Here is an 18513-nt window from a genome sequence, read left to right on the forward strand (position 1 = left end):
TTTTTTATCTCATCAAATGATGATGTTCATCTCTTGCTGACTTGAATTAGTATACCAGCTCTTATCTATTAATTGCAAGCACTTTTTAATAGAATCTATATCTTTTTTCAAAAGTAAGGTCTGTTTAATTTGTCTGTTGTATTCAGCATCGAGTCTTAGCAGAGCCAAATAAAAAAGACCGCGGTATGCAGTCATTTTAATACTTCATCAATATATAACTGGCGGTTTTTCTCTAATTGAATTATTTCGCCGGTTTCTACCAGTTTCACAAGCGGTCTCGTAGGTGATTTACCTTCTATAAAAAGTATTTCTGCCGTCTGGCCATCTGAGAGCTTCACCATACTGCCAATGGAAAAGTTCATGATGCCGGAACCCAGAGCTTGAATGGATGGGATGTCATATTTGCCGAAGCTATCCTGAATCAGCATTTCAAGCACTTTAAATGGAGATTGTTTCCGTCTGTAGAGTCTTTGAGAGGTCATGGCATGAAATGCATCCGCTGCGGCAATGATTCTCCCAGCCTGATTGATTTTGCTGCTTTGTTCTCCAAACGGATAGCCGCTGCCATCCAGCCGCTCATGGTGCTGGATAATGCCGATTTTAGTGCTTTCTCTTAATAGTGATATATTCTGAACCATTTTAAAGCTAAGGGTTGAATGCCTTTTTATTTCTTCAAATTCTTCGGAGTTTAATGAAGTGCTTTTATGCAGGATGGATGGGTTTATCTTCGCCATGCCTGCATCTGCCAGGCAGCCTCCCAGGGCAAGCTGGACAATTTCCCCCTTATTCAAACTCAGTTTTTTCCCTATAAAGGCACTGATCATTCCCACGGCAACAGAATGCTGATATAAATAATCTTCATTCGTAGAAAGGTGATGCAGGGAGAAGATTCCGGAGGGGCTTTTCTCCATTTTTTCAATCAGCGGAATCATAATATTTCTTATTTTTGCAATATCCACCGGAAGACCTGATTGCCAGGACACAAATTCTCTTTTGAAGTTTTGAACACCTGTTAAGAATGTATTTAAAAAACCTAATTCATTTGATTCTGTCAGTTCCTCAGCTTCTTCCAAGCTTCCTGCAGAAGCAAAAGGCTTTCCGTTAACCATGGTGGTTTCAACTTCCGCTTCATCAATCAGGAATATTTTCATAATATCCAGCAGTTCCTTCGTCAGCACTGTTTTTTGGCTGATAATAGGGCGATTCGTCAAACTGAAAACATCCTGTGTTAAAATACAGCCCTCTCTTAATTCCTGTATTGGTACTCGCACCATTTCCACACCCCATATGTAATGAGTCTTTTATACTATTTTACATTATTTGGACAAAAAAAGGAACACAAATCTGTGTTCCTTAAAATTTATTCTTCGCTATTATCTCCATTTACTTCTTCTTCAGGAAGTGAATTGGCATCTTCAAGAGGCTTTGTTAATTCTTCTTCATCTTTTTCCTCTTCTTTTTCAACTTTTGCTACAGTGGATACCGCTTCGTCAGCATCTTCATTTATACGGATGAGTCTGACACCTTGCGTGTTTCTTCCCATAGTGGAAATATCGTTCACTGCCATTCGGATTAGTACGCCGCCTGTTGTAATAAGCATAACGTCTTCTTCTCCTGTGACAGCTTTCATGGAAACGAGGCTTCCGTTCTTATCTGTGATGTTGCAGGTCTTGATTCCTTTACCGCCTCTTCCCTGAACACGGTATTCTCCGGCAGGAGTGCGTTTTCCATAACCGTTTTTGGTTACGATCAGGATCTGGCTGTCATCCTCAAGGACTTCCATCCCAACAACTTCATCACCGGCACTTAAGCTGATTCCTTTAACACCAGTAGCTGTTCTTCCCATTGAACGAACATCTTCTTCTGGGAATCGGATCAGCATGCCATGGCTGGTTCCAATAATGATCTCCTTGCTGCCATCTGTCAGACGCACCGAAATTAATTCATCATCTTCGCGAAGATTCAGGGCAATTAAGCCATTATTACGGATATTGGCAAAGGATGATAATGGTGAACGCTTGGAAATCCCTTGTTTAGTGGTGAAGAACAGGAACCAATCATCGGCAAATTCTTCAACAGGAATAATTGCATTTACCCACTCATCTTTGTCCACTCCAAGAAGGTTAATGATTGGTATTCCTTTCGCAGTACGGCTGAATTCAGGAATTTCATACCCTTTAGCGCGATACACCTTCCCTTTGTTCGTGAAGAAAAGGATGGTATCGTGTGTGGAAGTGGTAATGAGGTGTTCAACAAAGTCATCCTCATTGGTTCCCATTCCCTGGATTCCCCGCCCTCCGCGTTTTTGGGCACGGTAAGTGGAGACAGGAAGACGCTTGATGTATCCCTTATGAGTTAAAGTAAGAACAATATTCTCACGCGGAATTAGATCTTCGTCTTCAATTTGTTCGATGCCGCCGGCAACTATTTCTGTACGGCGTTTATCGTTGAATCTCTCTTTTACTTCGGTTAACTCTTCTCGGATAATTTCCAATACTTTTTCTTCATCAGCCAAAATAGCTTTTAATTCGGCAATCAATGCGACAAGGCTTGAATATTCGTCTTCAATCTTTTCGCGCTCTAAGCCAGTCAAACGCTGGAGACGCATATCTAGGATCGCCTGGGCCTGCTTTTCAGAAAGATTGAACTTGGTCATTAAGCCTTCACGTGCGATATCGGTTGTTTGAGAACTGCGGATAAGGTTGATTACTTCATCCAGATGATCAAGGGCAATCCTTAAACCTTCCAAAATGTGTGCACGGGCTTCTGCCTTTTTCAATTCGAATTCTGTTCTGCGGCGGATTACAACCTTTTGGTGATCCAGATAATGCTGCAGACACTGTTTGAGATTCAGAACCTTAGGCTGGCCATCTACAAGCGCAAGCAGGTTTATCCCGAAGCTTGTCTGCAGAGCCGTCTGTTTATAAAGGTTGTTCAGCAGAACATTGGCATTCGCATCTTTACGGACCTCGATCACAATGCGCATACCGTTTCGATCTGATTCATCACGCAGGTCGGTAATGCCATCAATTCGTTTATCCCGAACCAGTTCGGCAATTTTTTCAATCAGTTTAGCTTTATTCACTTGGTAAGGAATTTCATTAACAATGATAACTTCTTTTCCGTTGGACTTCTGCTCAATTTCCACTTTGGCCCTTAATGTAATGGAACCGCGGCCTGTTTCGTAAGCTTTGCGGATGCCGCTCCGTCCAAGAATGAGACCGGCAGTCGGGAAGTCTGGACCTGGAATGATTTCCATGAGTTCCTGAACAGTGAGATCCGGCTCCTGGCTGATGGCAAGGACTCCATCAATTACTTCGCCAAGCTGATGTGGCGGAATATTGGTCGCCATACCAACTGCAATTCCAGACGTTCCGTTTACGAGAAGGTTTGGGAAACGCGCAGGCATAACAACTGGTTCTTTCTCAGCACCATCATAGTTATCCTGGTAATCAATCGTGTCTTTATTAATATCGCGCAAAAGCTCCATAGAGATTTTGGACATGCGTGCCTCAGTATAACGCATCGCAGCTGCAGCGTCACCATCGACAGACCCGAAGTTTCCGTGTCCATCAACAAGCATATAGCGATAGTTGAAATCCTGAGCCATACGCACCATCGTGTCATATACTGCGGAGTCACCGTGCGGGTGATATTTACCGATTACTTCCCCAACGATACGGGCTGATTTTTTAAATGGTTTATCAGAATGCATTCCTAAATCATGCATTGCATATAAGATTCTTCGGTGAACCGGCTTTAAACCATCCCGTACGTCCGGAAGGGCACGTGAAACAATTACACTCATGGCATAGTCCAGGAATGATGAACGCATTTCCTGGCTAATATTAATTTCTTTTACTTGAGAATTCGGTGTATCGGCCATTTAAAGGAACCTCCTTTAAAGAGACGCAGGATGAACTGTCATCCGTTTGTCACTTCGTTTAGCTGAAACCTGTATGGTCTTTCCATACAGCTTCTGCTTTTTTCATAAATTAGACGCACTTGGGGCATTAAATAAAAAGAATAAACCAATTATGTAAAAGCAGGATAGAGAACCTCTATCCTGAAAGAAAGCGAAGGCGCGCTGCCGTGCTTTAGGTTTGCTTTTACAATTAAATATCCAAATTCTTTACATAAACCGCATTTTCTTCGATAAAGTTCCGGCGAGGCTCTACTTTGTCACCCATTAGGATTTCAAACGTTTCGTCAGCTTCGATGGCATCCTCAAGATTTACCTGGAGAAGGGTTCTTGATTCCGGATTCATTGTCGTTTCCCAAAGCTGGCCCGGGTTCATTTCCCCAAGTCCCTTATAACGCTGAATTCCCGGCTTAGGCTGGCTCGGAAGTTCACCAAGAATCTTATCCAGCTCGCGGTCATTATAGGCATATTCAATCTTTTTGCCCTGCTGGATCTTGTAAAGAGGCGGCTGGGCAATATAGATATAGCCAGCTTCAATAATCTGCCTCATATAACGGTAAAAGAACGTTAATAATAACGTGCGGATATGTGCACCATCGACATCTGCATCCGTCATGATGACAATTTTATGATAGCGGGCCCTGGAGATATCAAAATCTTCGCCTATCCCGGTTCCGATTGCGGTAATAATCGCACGGACCTCATTATTGGACAGGATTTTATCCAGGCGGGCTTTTTCTACGTTCAGGATCTTTCCTCTTAGGGGAAGGATCGCCTGGAAATGACGGTCACGCCCCTGCTTGGCAGATCCGCCCGCAGAGTCACCCTCAACCACATAAAGTTCGCTTATAGAAGGATCTTTAGATGAACAGTCAGCGAGTTTACCAGGCAAGCTGGATACTTCAAGAGCACTCTTTCTTCTTGTAAGCTCCCTTGCTTTTTTGGCGGCCAGTCTTGCTCGTGCTGCCATAAGCCCTTTTTCGACAATTTTTCTGGCTACCGTCGGATTTTCGAGCATGAATTTTTCAAGAGCTTCAGAGAAAATTGTATCGGTTGCTGCACGCACCTCTGAGTTTCCAAGCTTCGTTTTCGTCTGCCCTTCAAACTGAGGATCAGGATGTTTAACGGATACAATAGCCGTTAAGCCTTCACGGACATCTTCACCGGAAAGGTTTGCGTCACTCTCTTTAAAGACGCCATTCTTGCGTGCATAGTCGTTGATAACCCTTGTTAAGGCTGTCTTAAAGCCGGATTCATGCGTACCGCCTTCATAGGTGTGAATATTATTGGCAAAAGAATAGATATTGCTTGTAAATCCATCATTATACTGGATGGATACTTCAACAGTGATGCCTTCGCGTTCACCATCAATGTAAATAGGCTCTTCATGAAGAACTTCCTTCGTTCTGTTCAAATGCTCAACGTACGATTTAATTCCGCCCTCGTACATATATTCACTTTTCTTGTTTTCTTCACGCTTGTCCTCAATCGTGATCTTTAATCCTCTGTTTAGGAATGCCAATTCACGGATTCGATTTGCAAGTGTTTCATAATCATATTCAAGCGTTTCAGTGAAGATTTCACTGTCCGGCTTAAAATGGATGGTTGTTCCAGTATGATCTGTTTCCCCAATCACTTCCAGATCGGCACTAGGGACTCCGCGCTCAAACTTCTGATAATATTTCTGTCCATCACGATGAACAAATACTTCGAGCACAGTTGAGAGAGCATTAACTACAGAAGCACCAACACCATGCAGACCACCGGAAACCTTATATCCTCCGCCTCCGAATTTACCGCCTGCATGCAGAACCGTCATAATGACTTCTACTGCCGGTCGTCCCATTTTTTCGTGGATTCCGACTGGAATACCGCGTCCGTTATCCACTACCGTAATACTATTATCCTTTTCGATAATCACATTGATTTCAGAACAGTAGCCTGCCAGTGCTTCATCAATACTATTATCGACTATTTCCCAAACAAGATGGTGAAGCCCTTTGGCACTTGTTGAACCGATATACATTCCCGGACGCTTCCGAACTGCTTCCAGACCTTCCAGTACCTGTATCTGATTCTCATCATAGGATTGTTCCTGCACTGCCTTTTGCTCCATTGCCACATCGGTCACCTACACTTTCCATTTCACTAATCTATAAAAAAGCCTGGCTTTAAGATGAGCCAAACTGTAGTTTTCACTGACTTGCCTTTCGTTCCATCAGGGAAGTTCTTCCGGCAGTCCTGCATTTCTTTAAAATTCGTGAACACTTAATTTATGGGATCGTTTTTTTAATGTACCTGAGGATAGCGGAGAAAAATAGATCTTTTCTGTTGTGACAACCACAGATTTATAGGAACCTTTTGCGAGGTTCACTACTGACTCCTCCAGGTCCTCCTTACGTTCTTCCGCATACTCGGAAGCAAGGGCTGTTTCTTTATCAATAATGGCGACAATATCCCTTGCCCGGACCAACACATCTTCACCTATATGGATGTACATGCGATCACCTCACTGAATCTTCTTGATTCTCCCTGCCTCAACACTGAACGCTGCTGCTTCTTTAAGCGTCTGGTGGTCTATTCCATCAACGCTAGTAGTAGTGACAAACGTCTGTACTTTCCCTTGAATGGTATTTAATAAATGAGATTGGCGATAATCATCCAATTCCGAGAGGACGTCATCCAGCAGCAGAATGGGATATTCTCCAATTTCAGAATGGATCAGTTCGATTTCGGCAAGCTTAACCGACAGAGCTGTCGTTCTTTGCTGCCCCTGTGAACCGAATGTTTGCACATCTCGCCCGTTCACATGGAAAATCAGGTCATCGCGATGCGGTCCAAACATGGTGACACCGCGGTCTATTTCCCTGTTTTTCACTTTCGCAAATTTATCCTGGTATACTTTAACCATTTTCGACAAATCTTGTTCTTCTGATACCTCGGCAGAAGGCTTGTACTCAATTTTCAAGGTTTCAAGCCCTCTTGAAATTCCTTCATGAATCGGCTGTGCCCAATTCTCGAGGAGTCTGAGGAACTCGTAACGCTTTGAAACAATCTTTGCAGCCATTTCAATAAATTGCTCTGTTAAAATCTCAAGCATGGTATGGTCGGTCTGCTTTTTGATCTGGAGCATTTTCAGGTAGTGGTTGCGCTGCTGGAGGATTTTCTGATACTGGCTGATATCATGCAAATAGACAGGTGAAACCTGCCCAATCTCCATATCAATAAAACGACGCCTTATTTGAGGGCTCCCTTTCACAAGGTGGAGATCTTCAGGCGCGAACATCACAACATTCATATTGCCGACATACTGGCTTAATTTCTGCTGCTCTATATGATTGCATTTGGCTTTTTTGCCTTTTTTGCTGATGACTAATTGCATGGGCAGGGATCCTTGCCTTTTTTGGACCCTTCCTTCTATTTTAGCATATTCCTGATCCCAGCGAATAAGATCTTTGTCATTTGATGTCCGATGGGACTTTGCCATGGCCAGGACATAGATCGATTCCATGACATTTGTTTTTCCCTGGGCATTCTCTCCCAAAATTACATTCACTTTATTTTCGAAATTAACTTCAAGCTCTTCGTAATTCCGGTAATTTTTTAATAGCAACTGCTCTATATGCATAGACGCTACATCCTTTTAGATAATAAGAAAAGCGGAGGCGCCTTGCCCACCCACGACAAGCACAAGACGAGCCTCAAGAAAAGGCGTTCTTTGCCTTTTTGGGAGGATTGGCTTGTGACCTCGAGGGGGGCGCCGGAGCTAGACAGTTATCGAAGTTCAAAATTATAAACTTTTTAATTAATTTACTTAGCGGGCTAGACGATCGTAAATTCACCCACATCCGGAATTTCGATTTTATCCCCGGTTCTTAGCTTTCTTCCCCGTCTTTGATCCTGTTCCCCATTGACGAAGACTTCGTATTCACTCAGGAACCATTTGGCCATCCCGCCTGTTTGAATAACATCAGCGGCTTTTAAAAATTGGCCCAGCGTAATATATTCTGTATCAATTTGAATTTCCGTCATATTTTCACTCTTTTCCATTGTCCGACTTAAAGTGCTGCAGTGATTTCTGCACTTTGGCAAAACAATTTCAGAATGGTATCTAATATTCTATTTTACTAAATAAATCACAGATACACAAAGAAAACTCGCCTGCAGCTGGTTATTTTCATTATTCCCCTGCAATTGGCCAATATTCTTGCAGACAGGGGGACAGTTTTAGATATCTGCTTCACCAAAAAAGTAAGCCGCCGGCACAACCGGCAGCTTTTTTCTTAATACGTCCTTACTGGCAGGATCAATTGCAGTATTGATTCATCGTTTAAAGGTTTGATGATAAATGGTCTCATAGCGCCGGTGAAGCTGATTGTAATTTCAGAGCCTTCAAGTGCTTTTAGGGCATCCATCATGAATTTCGCGCTAAAGGAGATTTTTAATTCTTCGCCTTCTATGGATTTGCTCTGCACTTCTTCGACAACTTTTCCAATTTCAGGAGTGTTGGATGAAATTTCGATTACACCGCCATCAATTGTTGATAGTTTGACCACATTGTTTCGGCCTTCTTTCGCCAATAAAGATGCACGGTCAATAGCCTGCAGGAACTCCTTTGTATTGACGATAACATCTGTTTTGCTGTCTGAAGGGATCAATCTGGATGTATCCGGGTAATTTCCTTCCAGCAGCCTTGAGAAGAACAGCAGATGTTCGGCCTTAAAGAGAACCTGGTTTTCGGTAATAACGATATCGATTAAATCATTGTTGTCATCAAGAATTTTGCTTAACTCACTTAAGCTTTTTCCTGGAATGACTACATTGTAGCTTTCGCTGGCATTTGTTTCGATTTGAGCTTTTCTTAGGGCTAGCCTGTGACTATCTGTTGCAATACAGGTTAATGTCCCGTTTTCCACCTTCCAGTTTACACCTGTCAAGATAGGGCGTGTTTCTGAGGTGGACACTGCGAATACCGTTTGGCGAACCATTGCTTTTAATAAGTCTGTAGGAATTTTAAACACATTCTCTTCCTCGATTTGAGGCAGATGAGGATATTCCTCAGCATCCAGACCATTAAGATTGAATTCGGATTTACCTGAACGGATGACTGTCTGCAAATGGTTTTCAACGCTGATCTCTACAGTGTCAGTCGGTAGCTTCTTAACGATTTCGCTGAAGAACTTCGCTTGGAGCACAATAGCACCAGCCTGTTTGATCTCGACGATTTCATCTCCGGCTTCTTCTTTAGGTATAAAAGATTCGATTGAAATATCAGAGTCGCTTCCCGTTAATGTGACCCCTTCTTCAGATGCAACGATTTTAATTCCCGTTAAGATGGGAATAGTCGTTCTGCTTGTTACAGCTTTCATAACATCCTGGACGCTTTGGACCAAACGGTCGCGCTGGATAATAAATCTCATTTTTTAAATCCTCCAAGCATATTTTAATGGCGTATTGAATATATATATATTTTTTATAAAAAAATAGTAGAAGTACTAGTAGGGCCTGTTAGTATGTGGATAACTGCATTTTTCGAAAGGAAACACAGCCTATCCACATGTGGACAGACTGTGTGTAAGTTTGGTCAAGTTATACACATTATACCTTGAGCATTTCATTGATTTCTTTCAGCTGCTTCTCAAATTGCGAATCTGCCTGAAGCATCTTTGAAATTTTTTCATGGGCATGAATGACGGTCGTGTGGTCCCTTCCGCCAAATTCCTCCCCTATTTTTGGAAGAGAAAAGTCGGTTAATTCCCTTGAGAGATACATGGCAATCTGACGGGGGAATGCGACAGACTTTGTTCGTTTCTTCGCCTTAAAGTCCTCAAGCTTTACGTTAAAGTGTTCCCCAACTACCCTTTGAATTTCATGGATCGTAATGACCTTCGGTTTGGAGCTTGGAATAATATCCTTTAATGCTTCTGCCGCAAGATCTGCATTAATATCTTTATTTATTAAAGAGGAATAAGCTACTACACGAATCAGAGCGCCCTCAAGCTCACGGATGTTGGAATCAATCTGATTGGCAATGTACAGCATAACCTCATTAGGAATATCAAGTCCCTCCGCTTTGGCCTTTTTGCGGAGAATCGCGATTCGCGTTTCCAGGTCCGGCGGAGTTATATCTGTAATAAGGCCCCATTCAAATCTGGAGCGAAGCCTGTCTTCCAATGTCGGAATTTCTTTTGGAGGACGGTCACTTGAGATGATGATCTGCTTGCTTTCTTCATGCAATGTATTAAAAGTATGGAAAAATTCTTCCTGCGTCTGTTCTTTTCCAGCCAAAAACTGAATATCATCGATAAGAAGAACATCCACATTTCGATATTTATCGCGGAAATCACCCGCTTTGTTATCTCGGATCGAGTTAATGAATTCATTTGTAAATTTCTCGGAAGATAAGTATACGACTTTAGCTGATGGATTATGATCTAATACATAATGGCCGATTGCATGCATAAGGTGAGTTTTTCCGAGTCCAACTCCCCCGTAAATAAATAAAGGATTGTATGCCTTGGCCGGTGCCTCGGCTACAGCAAGTGAAGCTGCGTGGGCGAAGCGGTTTCCGGACCCGATGACAAACGTGTCGAATGTATACTTCGGATTCAGCATCGTTAATGGCAGTTCAGGCTGTTCTTCCTCCGGCTTTTTCTTTTTTGGCGGAAGAGGAAGATCGACTTCTTCTTCACTTTGATTTTGCGGAATGATGAATTTTACTCCTAATTCTTCACCGGTAATGTCATAAAGAATTCCGGAGATCAGCTGGGAATAACGCTCTTCAAGCCAGTCACGGGCAAACTCATTCGGGGCCTTAACGATTAAAGTGTCTCCCTGCAGAGAATGCGCTTTTGTCGATTTTAGCCATGTATCAAAACTTGGTTTGCTGATTTTCTTCTCAATATTGGCCAGAGCATTATTCCAAAGATCCGCAATGTTTTCCAATGATATCCCTCCTTTTCCATCTATATTTGGGAATTTAGATTACTGTCCAGCTCCGGTGCCTTTTGAAGGCCCCCTCGCTTTTCTTTGTTTCGAGCCACAAAAACGATAGGTTATACACGCTGTATAACCCTTAAGTTTATAAATATACGAAACTGTTTATGTGGAAAAATATATAATAAGGAAGTAAAGTGGAATTTCGACAGTATCCACTGTCTGTGGACAAACTTTTACAAACCCCTTGGATAACCTGTCCACATGTTATCCACAATCTGTGGATAATGAAGATATGCACAATGATTTATTAAGTGTTAAAACACAATTATGATAACAGATAATGCTTTTGTCTGCAATGCTTTTTAAACCTTTATCCACAACATGCCATCCCTGTTCATAAAAATTGTCCACAGCCTCTGGTTGTGTGAAAAACTTGTCAATATGTGATGTGGATAATGAAAATGCTGTCGAAATTTTATCCACAGACCTGTTTTTAGAGAAGATCCAATTCAAAGGGACTTCGGAATATCAGATGGAGAGATGCCATTTTTTCATGGCCAGATCGTCTGGCGACCGGAGGAACTTGCAGTCTCAAAAAGTAACTTTTACTATGAACTAATGAGAAAAACGTGGAAAAATGAAATTTAAGGATGACATTCATGCGAAAAGAAGGTAAACTTTCTGAGTGGGTTCTTTCAGATTTGTAAAAAAGAAAAAAGAGCAGCTAAGAGAGAAGCCAGGTTCATACTCCAATTTTTTTGCCATTGAAGGCAGATTGACTTATATGCATAGTTGACAATTTTCTAGTTACATCTATATAATTAGAAAGACTGTCTTTAACAGCAATTCCTCAGGGAGGTGTCATATATGAAAAGAACTTATCAACCAAACAAGCGTAAAAGAAGCAAGGTTCATGGTTTCCGCAGCCGCATGAGCTCTCCGAACGGACGTAACGTTCTAGCTCGCCGCCGCCGCAAAGGAAGAAAAGTATTATCTGCTTAGGCCACTGAAACGTCAGTGGTCTTTTTTTCCATGTAAAGATAAATGTTCAAGGCGCTCTGCGCTTTTTTGAAAAGGTGATGACATGAAAAAAGAGTTCCGTGTAAAAAAATAAAGAATTTCAAGAGGCCTTTAAAAAGGGAAAGTCATTCGCCAACCGTCAATTTGTCGTTTACATCTTGAGAAAAGAGGAGCAGAATCATTTCCGCATCGGCCTTTCTGTCAGTAAAAAAATCGGCAATGCCGTTATGAGGAACCAGATCAAAAGGTATATCCGCCAGGCATTCTTAGAACTGGAGGAGGAAATAAAGCCGCAATATGATCTGATTGTCATTGCGAGGAAACCGGTGGCAGAAATGGATTTCCATGAAGTGAAAAAGAGTTTGATCCATGTATTGAAGGTTTCGCGGGTTTTGAATAAACCGAGACTTGGAAATACTAAAAATCAATAATCTTTATCTATCTTTATTTTGAAGCACTTCATTTTAAAAGATGTTAAAATAAGATACATATGAGCTTGTGCCCTATGACCGGGGACAAGCAAATGAAATCCATACTATTATCAGGAGCAATTAAGGAGGAAAAAACGGTTGAAGAAACGAATATTCCTATTAATCGGTTTAGTGTTTGTGATGGCCCTTTTATCGGGCTGTACAGAAATCAACCAGCCGATTACGTCTGAAAGCGAAGGCTTTTGGAACGAGTATATTGTCTACCCGCTTTCGCTGTTTATTATTAAGGTAGCAGAATTTGCAGGCGGCAGCTATGGACTATCGATCATTATTGTGACGATCATTATCCGTCTGGTCATCCTGCCATTAATGATTAAACAAACGAGAAGTTCAAAAGCGATGCAGGCGATTCAGCCAGAAATGCAGAAGCTTCGTGAAAAATACAGCTCTAAAGACCAGAAAACCCAGCAGAAGCTGCAGCAGGAAACAATGGCTTTATTCCAAAAACACGGCGTTAATCCGCTTGCCGGATGTTTCCCGTTAGTGATTCAAATGCCGATCCTGATCGGTTTCTACCATGCCATTACACGTACGCGCGAAATTGCAAACCATAATTTCCTTTGGTTTGACCTTGGTTCTCCAGATCCAATTTACTTATTGCCTTTAATTGCAGGTGTGACAACGTTCATTCAGCAGAAAATGATGATGGCCGGCACTCAGCAAACTGGGCAAATGGCTGCACAAATGAAAATGATGCTTTACCTTATGCCGATTATGATCGTTATTTTTGCCATTAACTTCCCGGCAGCTCTTTCTTTATACTGGGTAGTGGGTAATATCTTCATGATCGTTCAAACGTATTTCATTAAAGGTCCGGACCTGAAAGCCGCAGCGGCCGGAAATGCAGGAGGAGCCAAAAAGTGAAACAAGTAACTGCTACAGGACATACCGTCAAGGAAGCAGTAGAGTCAGCTTTAGCTCAATTAAACACAACAGAAGACCGCATAGAGATTACTATTGTTGATGAAGGTAAAAAAGGCATTTTCGGGATTTTCGGATCCCGGCCGGCAGTGGTGAAAGCTGTGAAAAAGCCTGATCCGATTGAGGAAGCCGAAAAATTCCTCAAAGACGTCAGCGGGAAAATGGGCGTGTCCATTGAAATTGAAACATTAAGGGACGGAAAAAATGTTCAATTTATCCTATCCGGTGAGAAGATTGCCCTTTTAATCGGAAAAAGAGGACAAACGCTTAATTCCCTCCAGTATTTGACACAGCTGGTCATTAACCGATATGCCGAGCAATACTTAAATGTGGTGCTCGATGCAGAGGATTACCGAAAAAGACGCCAGGATACCCTGATTCAACTGGCTGAAAGGCTTGCTCAAAAAGCTTTGAAGACGGGAAAAGAAATTGCGCTGGAACCTATGCCTTCATATGAACGCAAAGTGATCCATACCGCCCTCGTAAATAATAAGCGAATCAAGACATATTCTGATGGCAATGACCCGCATCGGCATATCGTCATTGCACCAGCCAGAACAAGATAGCAGGAAAAGCGGAAACGCAGTTATCGACGTTCAAAATATAAAAAATTTCTTATTTTGCAAAATCCCAATCTATTTACGGATTGGGATTTTTTTGTCGCACTTTGTCATCTCCCTGCAAATTATTAAATCTCAATTGGTTTTATTGTTATTCACATGTGGATAAGTTAAAATAGAGCATATTAATTATGAGACGTGTGGATAATTTTTTTCACTGGCTGTATTCAAGCGGGCTGTTGATAAGTATCATGCTGACTGATGGACAAGCCGGAACTGCGGGCTGATATGCTTTTCTAAAAAAGCCATGTGATATTCTATTAATTTGGGGAATCGATATTATTATTCATTTTGTATATAGATCAATGAAGTATGAAAAGAGAGGTGAACAAATTGGAATTCGATACAATAGCCGCGATATCTACTCCGATGGGGGAAGGAGCCATTGCCATTGTCCGCCTGAGCGGTGACCAGGCTTTTGAAATTGCGGACCGGCTGTTCAGAGGGGTGGGAGGCAAGCGTCTAAAGGATGTTGCTTCCCATACCATTCATTATGGGCATATTATGGACCCCAAAACCGGACAGATTGCTGAGGAAGTAATGGTATCGGCCATGAAGGGGCCGAAGACATTTACTAAAGAAGATGTCATTGAAATCAACTGCCATGGCGGACTGGTTTCCGTAAACCGCGTGCTGCAGCTTTTGCTGAATAATGGCGCACGCCTGGCAGAGCCGGGTGAATTTACAAAGCGCGCCTTTTTGAACGGGCGGATTGATTTATCCCAGGCAGAAGCGGTTATGGATTTAATCCGCGCCAAGACGGACCGGGCTATGAACATGGCACTTGGCCAGATGGAAGGAAGGCTGTCAAAGCTTATTCAGAAGCTTCGGCAGGAAATTCTGGAGATCCTTGCTCACGTAGAAGTCAATATCGACTATCCGGAATACGATGATGTCGAAGAAATGACCCATCAAATGCTGATGGAGAAGGCTTCTTATGTAAAGCAGGAAATCGAAAAGCTTCTTCAGACTTCACAGCAGGGGAAAATACTGCGTGAAGGACTTTCAACGGTCATCGTCGGGCGGCCAAACGTTGGAAAATCTTCCTTATTGAATAGCCTTGTCCATGAGAATAAGGCGATTGTGACAGATATTCCGGGCACCACCCGTGATGTCATCGAAGAATACGTGAATGTAAGAGGAGTGCCTCTCCGCCTGGTTGATACAGCCGGCATTCGTGAAACGGAAGATATTGTGGAACGGATCGGTGTAGAAAAATCAAGGCAGGTATTAAAGGAAGCAGATTTGATTTTGCTTGTGCTCAATTACTCGGATGAATTGACCTCTGAGGATGAAAATATATTTAAAGCCGTTGAAGGCATGGATGTCATTGTAATTGTCAATAAAACCGATCTTGACCAAAAAATCGACATGAATCGCGTCCGTGAGCTTTCCAAACATCATAAACTGGTTACAACTTCTTTATTGGAGGATCAGGGAGTCGACGATCTTGAGGAAGCTATTGCTTCTCTATTTTTTGCAGGCTCCATCGAAGCCGGGGATATGACATATGTATCCAATACCCGCCATATTGCCCTATTGAACCAGGCGCAAAATGCCATTGACGAAGCGATGCAGGGTGTTGAGATGGGAACCCCAATTGACATTGTGCAAATTGATTTGACGAGAACATGGGAGCTGCTTGGTGAAATTATTGGCGATAGCGTCCATGAAAGCTTGATCGACCAGTTATTCTCGCAGTTCTGTTTAGGAAAATAGATGATTTAAGCAGGCTGTGTCAGCTGACGCAGCGGAAATAGATTTTTTAACTTTTGCAATCGGCCGGCTCAGCCTCTGTTTAGCTTGTGCCTGCCTGATTGCTGCAAAGGAGGCCGCATCATGACATATGAAGCTGGAAGTTATGATGTCATAGTAGTCGGAGCCGGACACGCGGGTGTGGAAGCAGGCCTTGCTTCGGCCCGTCTCGGCGCAAAGACATTAATGATTACAATCAACCTGGATATGGTAGCCTTTATGCCCTGCAACCCCTCAGTAGGAGGCCCTGCAAAAGGGATTGTGGTAAGGGAAATCGATGCACTTGGCGGAGAAATGGGCAAGAACATTGATAAAACCCATATTCAGATGCGCATGCTCAATACAGGAAAAGGCCCTGCAGTCCGTGCCTTAAGAGCTCAGGCCGATAAGTTCACGTATCAGCATGAAATGAAAAAAACGCTGGAAAATGAACCAAATCTGACATTAATTCAGGGAATGGTTGAACGGCTGATTGTCGAAGATGGAGAATGCAGGGGCGTCGTCACCCAGACAGGTGCCGTTTATCATTCAAAAGCAGTAGTCATTACGACAGGAACCTTCTTAAGAGGGGAAATCATCCTCGGTGAGCTGAAGTACTCAAGCGGTCCTAATAACCAGCAGCCATCCATTAAGCTCTCAGAGCATTTGCAGGAGCTTGGCTTTGATCTGGTCCGTTTTAAAACAGGAACACCGCCGCGCGTTAATAGCCACTCCATTGATTACAGCAAAACGGAAATTCAGCCAGGCGATGACGTGCCAAGAGCTTTTTCCTATGAAACCACAAAGTATATTACAGATCAGCTTCCTTGCTGGCTTACGTATACCAGTGAAGAAACGCATACATTGATCGACAATAATCTTCATCGCTCGCCAATGTATTCCGGTATGATCAAAGGGACAGGACCTCGCTATTGCCCGTCGATTGAGGATAAAGTTGTCCGTTTTAATGATAAGCCGCGCCATCAGATCTTCCTGGAGCCTGAAGGCCGCAATACACAGGAAGTGTATGTGCAGGGGCTTTCAACAAGCTTGCCGGAGGATGTACAGCAGAAGATTCTCAGAACCATTCCTGGACTTGAAAATGTACAGATGATGCGTGCCGGCTATGCGATTGAGTATGATTCCATCGTACCAACGCAATTATGGCCGACACTTGAAACCAAAAAGGTTAAAAACCTCTATACTGCCGGCCAGATTAACGGGACATCCGGCTATGAAGAAGCTGCCGGCCAGGGGCTAATGGCAGGCATGAATGCCGGATTAAAATCACTGGATAAGGAAGAAGTCATTTTAAGCCGTTCAGATGCTTATATTGGCGTCCTGATTGATGACCTTGTGACCAAAGGCACGAACGAGCCTTACCGTCTATTGACTTCTAGAGCGGAATACCGTCTGCTGCTTCGCCATGATAATGCCGACCTGCGCTTAACAGAGCTTGGCCGCAAAGTAGGGCTGATCAGTGAAGAACGCTATGAAAAATTCCTGATGAAAAAGCAGGCGATTGAAGAAGAGAAAGCACGTCTGCAAGGCATCATCATCAAACCGACTTCTGATGTGCAGGAGCTGATCAAAAGCCAGGGCGGAAGCGAGCTGAAGGATGGCATCCGCGCATCTGATTTGCTGAAGCGTCCGGAAATGACATATGAGCATATCCAGCAGGTAGTTCCGGCTGAGAGCACGCTTGATCCGGATGTAACCGAACAGGTAGAAATCCAGATCAAGTATGAAGGCTATATTGAAAAGTCACTTCAGCAGGTAGAGCGCCTGAAGAAGATGGAAAACAAAAAGATCCCTGAAAACATCGATTATGATGATATTAACGGACTGGCTTCCGAAGCAAGGCAAAAGCTTAAGGAAGTAAGGCCGCTATCTCTCGCGCAGGCTTCACGGATTTCCGGTGTAAACCCTGCCGATATCTCTATTTTGCTTGTTTATTTAGAGCAGGGCAGAATTGCACGAGTTTCAGCGGAGTAAAAGGGAAAATCCGATCATGTCTGAGAACCGAAAGGATTTATAAATGAATACCGAACAATTTACAGAAATGCTGGCGGCGAAGGGGATTGCCCTTTCGCCACAGCAATTGCAGCAATATGACACCTACTATTCCACACTGGTGGAATGGAATGAAAAAATGAATTTAACAGCCATCACGGAAAAGGAAGATGTTTATCTTAAGCATTTTTATGACTCGATAAGCGCTGCTTTTTACTTTGATTTCAACCAGCCGTTAAAGGTTTGTGATGTCGGTGCCGGTGCCGGTTTTCCAAGCATACCGATTAAAATTGCTTTTCCAGGTTTACATATTACGATCGTTGACTCTCTTAATAAGCGCATTGGATTTCTGGAACATTTGGCAAAGAAGCTGGAGCTTGATAATGTGCGCTTTATCCATGACCGTGCGGAAACCTTTGGCCAGAACAAAGAATACCGTGAGTCTTTTGATGTTGTGACAGCACGGGCTGTTGCCAGATTGTCCGTTCTAAGCGAGCTGTGTCTGCCTCTGGCAAAAACAGGCGGCACATTTGTGGCCATGAAGGGTGCCAGTGCAAAAGAGGAACTGGATGCCGGCAAAAAGGCTATCTCGGTTCTTGGCGGAACACTCGTGGATTCCCACACGTTCACCTTGCCTGAAGAAGAGAGTGAGCGGAATATTTTAATCATTAAAAAAGAAAAGAGCACTCCTAAAAAGTACCCGCGGAAGCCGGGGACACCCAATAAAACACCAATTGAATAGGGTGCGCAATCTGCCATTGTATGACATAATGGTTTAAACTAATCGATTTTTCCAGATATTTATATTGCTCCTGTCCAGCAGGATTTGTCATGATGATAGAGAATATGTAAT

General features: G+C 42.9%; 14 protein-coding genes and 1 pseudogene. 7 read left to right on the forward strand and 8 right to left on the reverse strand.

Annotated features, from left to right (window positions below):
* Positions 1-191: 191 nt before the first annotated feature.
* The 8 genes from M5V91_RS22400 to dnaA form a co-directional block, all read right to left on the reverse strand.
* A complete protein-coding gene (locus M5V91_RS22400) occupies positions 192-1274 on the reverse strand; it encodes an HD-GYP domain-containing protein (RefSeq protein WP_019382468.1) in 1083 nt (360 codons plus the stop codon).
* An 86-nt stretch (positions 1275-1360) separates the two neighbouring features.
* Positions 1361-3886, reverse strand: a complete 2526-nt coding sequence (gene gyrA / locus M5V91_RS22405) for a DNA gyrase subunit A (protein ID WP_009332496.1) — start codon at positions 3884-3886, stop codon at positions 1361-1363.
* 229 nt (positions 3887-4115) lie between these two features.
* Entirely contained in the window at positions 4116-6038 is a 1923-nt protein-coding gene (gene gyrB, locus M5V91_RS22410; protein ID WP_019382469.1) for a DNA topoisomerase (ATP-hydrolyzing) subunit B, read from the reverse strand.
* A 135-nt stretch (positions 6039-6173) separates the two neighbouring features.
* Positions 6174-6422: an extracellular matrix regulator RemB gene (gene remB, locus M5V91_RS22415; protein WP_009332494.1), complete on the reverse strand. Its 249-nt coding sequence runs from the start codon at positions 6420-6422 to the stop codon at positions 6174-6176.
* A 9-nt stretch (positions 6423-6431) separates the two neighbouring features.
* Positions 6432-7550 carry a DNA replication/repair protein RecF gene (recF, locus tag M5V91_RS22420; RefSeq protein WP_019382470.1) on the reverse strand — a complete coding sequence of 373 codons (1119 nt, stop codon included), beginning with the start codon at positions 7548-7550 and terminating at the stop codon, positions 6432-6434.
* Positions 7551-7744: 194 nt separating this feature from the next.
* Positions 7745-7954 carry a ribosome maturation protein RlbA gene (gene rlbA / locus M5V91_RS22425; RefSeq protein WP_019382471.1) on the reverse strand — a complete coding sequence of 70 codons (210 nt, stop codon included), beginning with the start codon at positions 7952-7954 and terminating at the stop codon, positions 7745-7747.
* Between the two features lie 251 nt (positions 7955-8205).
* Positions 8206-9342, reverse strand: coding sequence for a DNA polymerase III subunit beta (gene dnaN, locus M5V91_RS22430; RefSeq protein ID WP_009332491.1), 1137 nt, complete (start codon positions 9340-9342; stop codon positions 8206-8208).
* A 178-nt stretch (positions 9343-9520) separates the two neighbouring features.
* Positions 9521-10867 (reverse strand): chromosomal replication initiator protein DnaA, encoded by a 1347-nt coding sequence (dnaA, locus tag M5V91_RS22435; RefSeq protein ID WP_009332490.1) that lies wholly within the window; start codon positions 10865-10867, stop codon positions 9521-9523.
* 861 nt (positions 10868-11728) lie between these two features.
* Between dnaA and rpmH the strand changes: the two genes are divergently transcribed.
* The 7 genes and pseudogenes from rpmH (at position 11729) to rsmG (ending at position 18402) form a co-directional block, all read left to right on the forward strand.
* On the forward strand, positions 11729-11863 hold the full coding sequence (rpmH, locus tag M5V91_RS22440; protein WP_019382473.1) for a 50S ribosomal protein L34: 135 nt from the start codon (positions 11729-11731) through the stop codon (positions 11861-11863).
* A gap of 82 nt (positions 11864-11945) precedes the next feature.
* Positions 11946-12312, forward strand: a pseudogene (gene rnpA, locus M5V91_RS22445) (ribonuclease P protein component).
* A gap of 138 nt (positions 12313-12450) precedes the next feature.
* On the forward strand, positions 12451-13236 hold the full coding sequence (gene spoIIIJ, locus M5V91_RS22450) for a YidC family membrane integrase SpoIIIJ (protein ID WP_019382475.1): 786 nt from the start codon (positions 12451-12453) through the stop codon (positions 13234-13236).
* Positions 13233-13859, forward strand: coding sequence for an RNA-binding cell elongation regulator Jag/EloR (gene jag / locus M5V91_RS22455; RefSeq protein ID WP_009332487.1), 627 nt, complete (start codon positions 13233-13235; stop codon positions 13857-13859). The genes spoIIIJ and jag overlap by 4 nt, the downstream gene beginning before the upstream one ends.
* Before the next feature lie 387 nt (positions 13860-14246).
* A complete protein-coding gene (mnmE, locus tag M5V91_RS22460) occupies positions 14247-15632 on the forward strand; it encodes a tRNA uridine-5-carboxymethylaminomethyl(34) synthesis GTPase MnmE (protein ID WP_009332486.1) in 1386 nt (461 codons plus the stop codon).
* A gap of 120 nt (positions 15633-15752) precedes the next feature.
* Entirely contained in the window at positions 15753-17642 is a 1890-nt protein-coding gene (mnmG, locus tag M5V91_RS22465; RefSeq protein WP_251174374.1) for a tRNA uridine-5-carboxymethylaminomethyl(34) synthesis enzyme MnmG, read from the forward strand.
* Positions 17643-17685: 43 nt separating this feature from the next.
* Entirely contained in the window at positions 17686-18402 is a 717-nt protein-coding gene (rsmG, locus tag M5V91_RS22470; protein ID WP_009332484.1) for a 16S rRNA (guanine(527)-N(7))-methyltransferase RsmG, read from the forward strand.
* Positions 18403-18513: the final 111 nt, after the last annotated feature.

It is taken from the genome of Cytobacillus pseudoceanisediminis (assembly GCF_023516215.1).
GTDB lineage: Bacteria > Bacillota > Bacilli > Bacillales > Cytobacillaceae > Cytobacillus > Cytobacillus pseudoceanisediminis.

Excerpts from the sequence above, each read along its gene's own strand:
- M5V91_RS22400 (WP_019382468.1), bottom strand. The coding sequence starts at position 1,274 with ATGGTGCGAGTACCAATACAGGAATTAAGAGAGGGCTGTATTTTAACA.
- gyrA (WP_009332496.1), bottom strand. The coding sequence starts at position 3,886 with ATGGCCGATACACCGAATTCTCAAGTAAAAGAAATTAATATTAGCCAG.
- gyrB (WP_019382469.1), bottom strand. The coding sequence starts at position 6,038 with ATGGAGCAAAAGGCAGTGCAGGAACAATCCTATGATGAGAATCAGATA.
- remB (WP_009332494.1), bottom strand. The coding sequence starts at position 6,422 with ATGTACATCCATATAGGTGAAGATGTGTTGGTCCGGGCAAGGGATATT.
- recF (WP_019382470.1), bottom strand. The coding sequence starts at position 7,550 with ATGCATATAGAGCAGTTGCTATTAAAAAATTACCGGAATTACGAAGAG.
- rlbA (WP_019382471.1), bottom strand. The coding sequence starts at position 7,954 with ATGACGGAAATTCAAATTGATACAGAATATATTACGCTGGGCCAATTT.
- dnaN (WP_009332491.1), bottom strand. The coding sequence starts at position 9,342 with ATGAGATTTATTATCCAGCGCGACCGTTTGGTCCAAAGCGTCCAGGAT.
- rpmH (WP_019382473.1), top strand. The coding sequence starts at position 11,729 with ATGAAAAGAACTTATCAACCAAACAAGCGTAAAAGAAGCAAGGTTCAT.
- mnmG (WP_251174374.1), top strand. The coding sequence starts at position 15,753 with ATGACATATGAAGCTGGAAGTTATGATGTCATAGTAGTCGGAGCCGGA.
- rsmG (WP_009332484.1), top strand. The coding sequence starts at position 17,686 with ATGAATACCGAACAATTTACAGAAATGCTGGCGGCGAAGGGGATTGCC.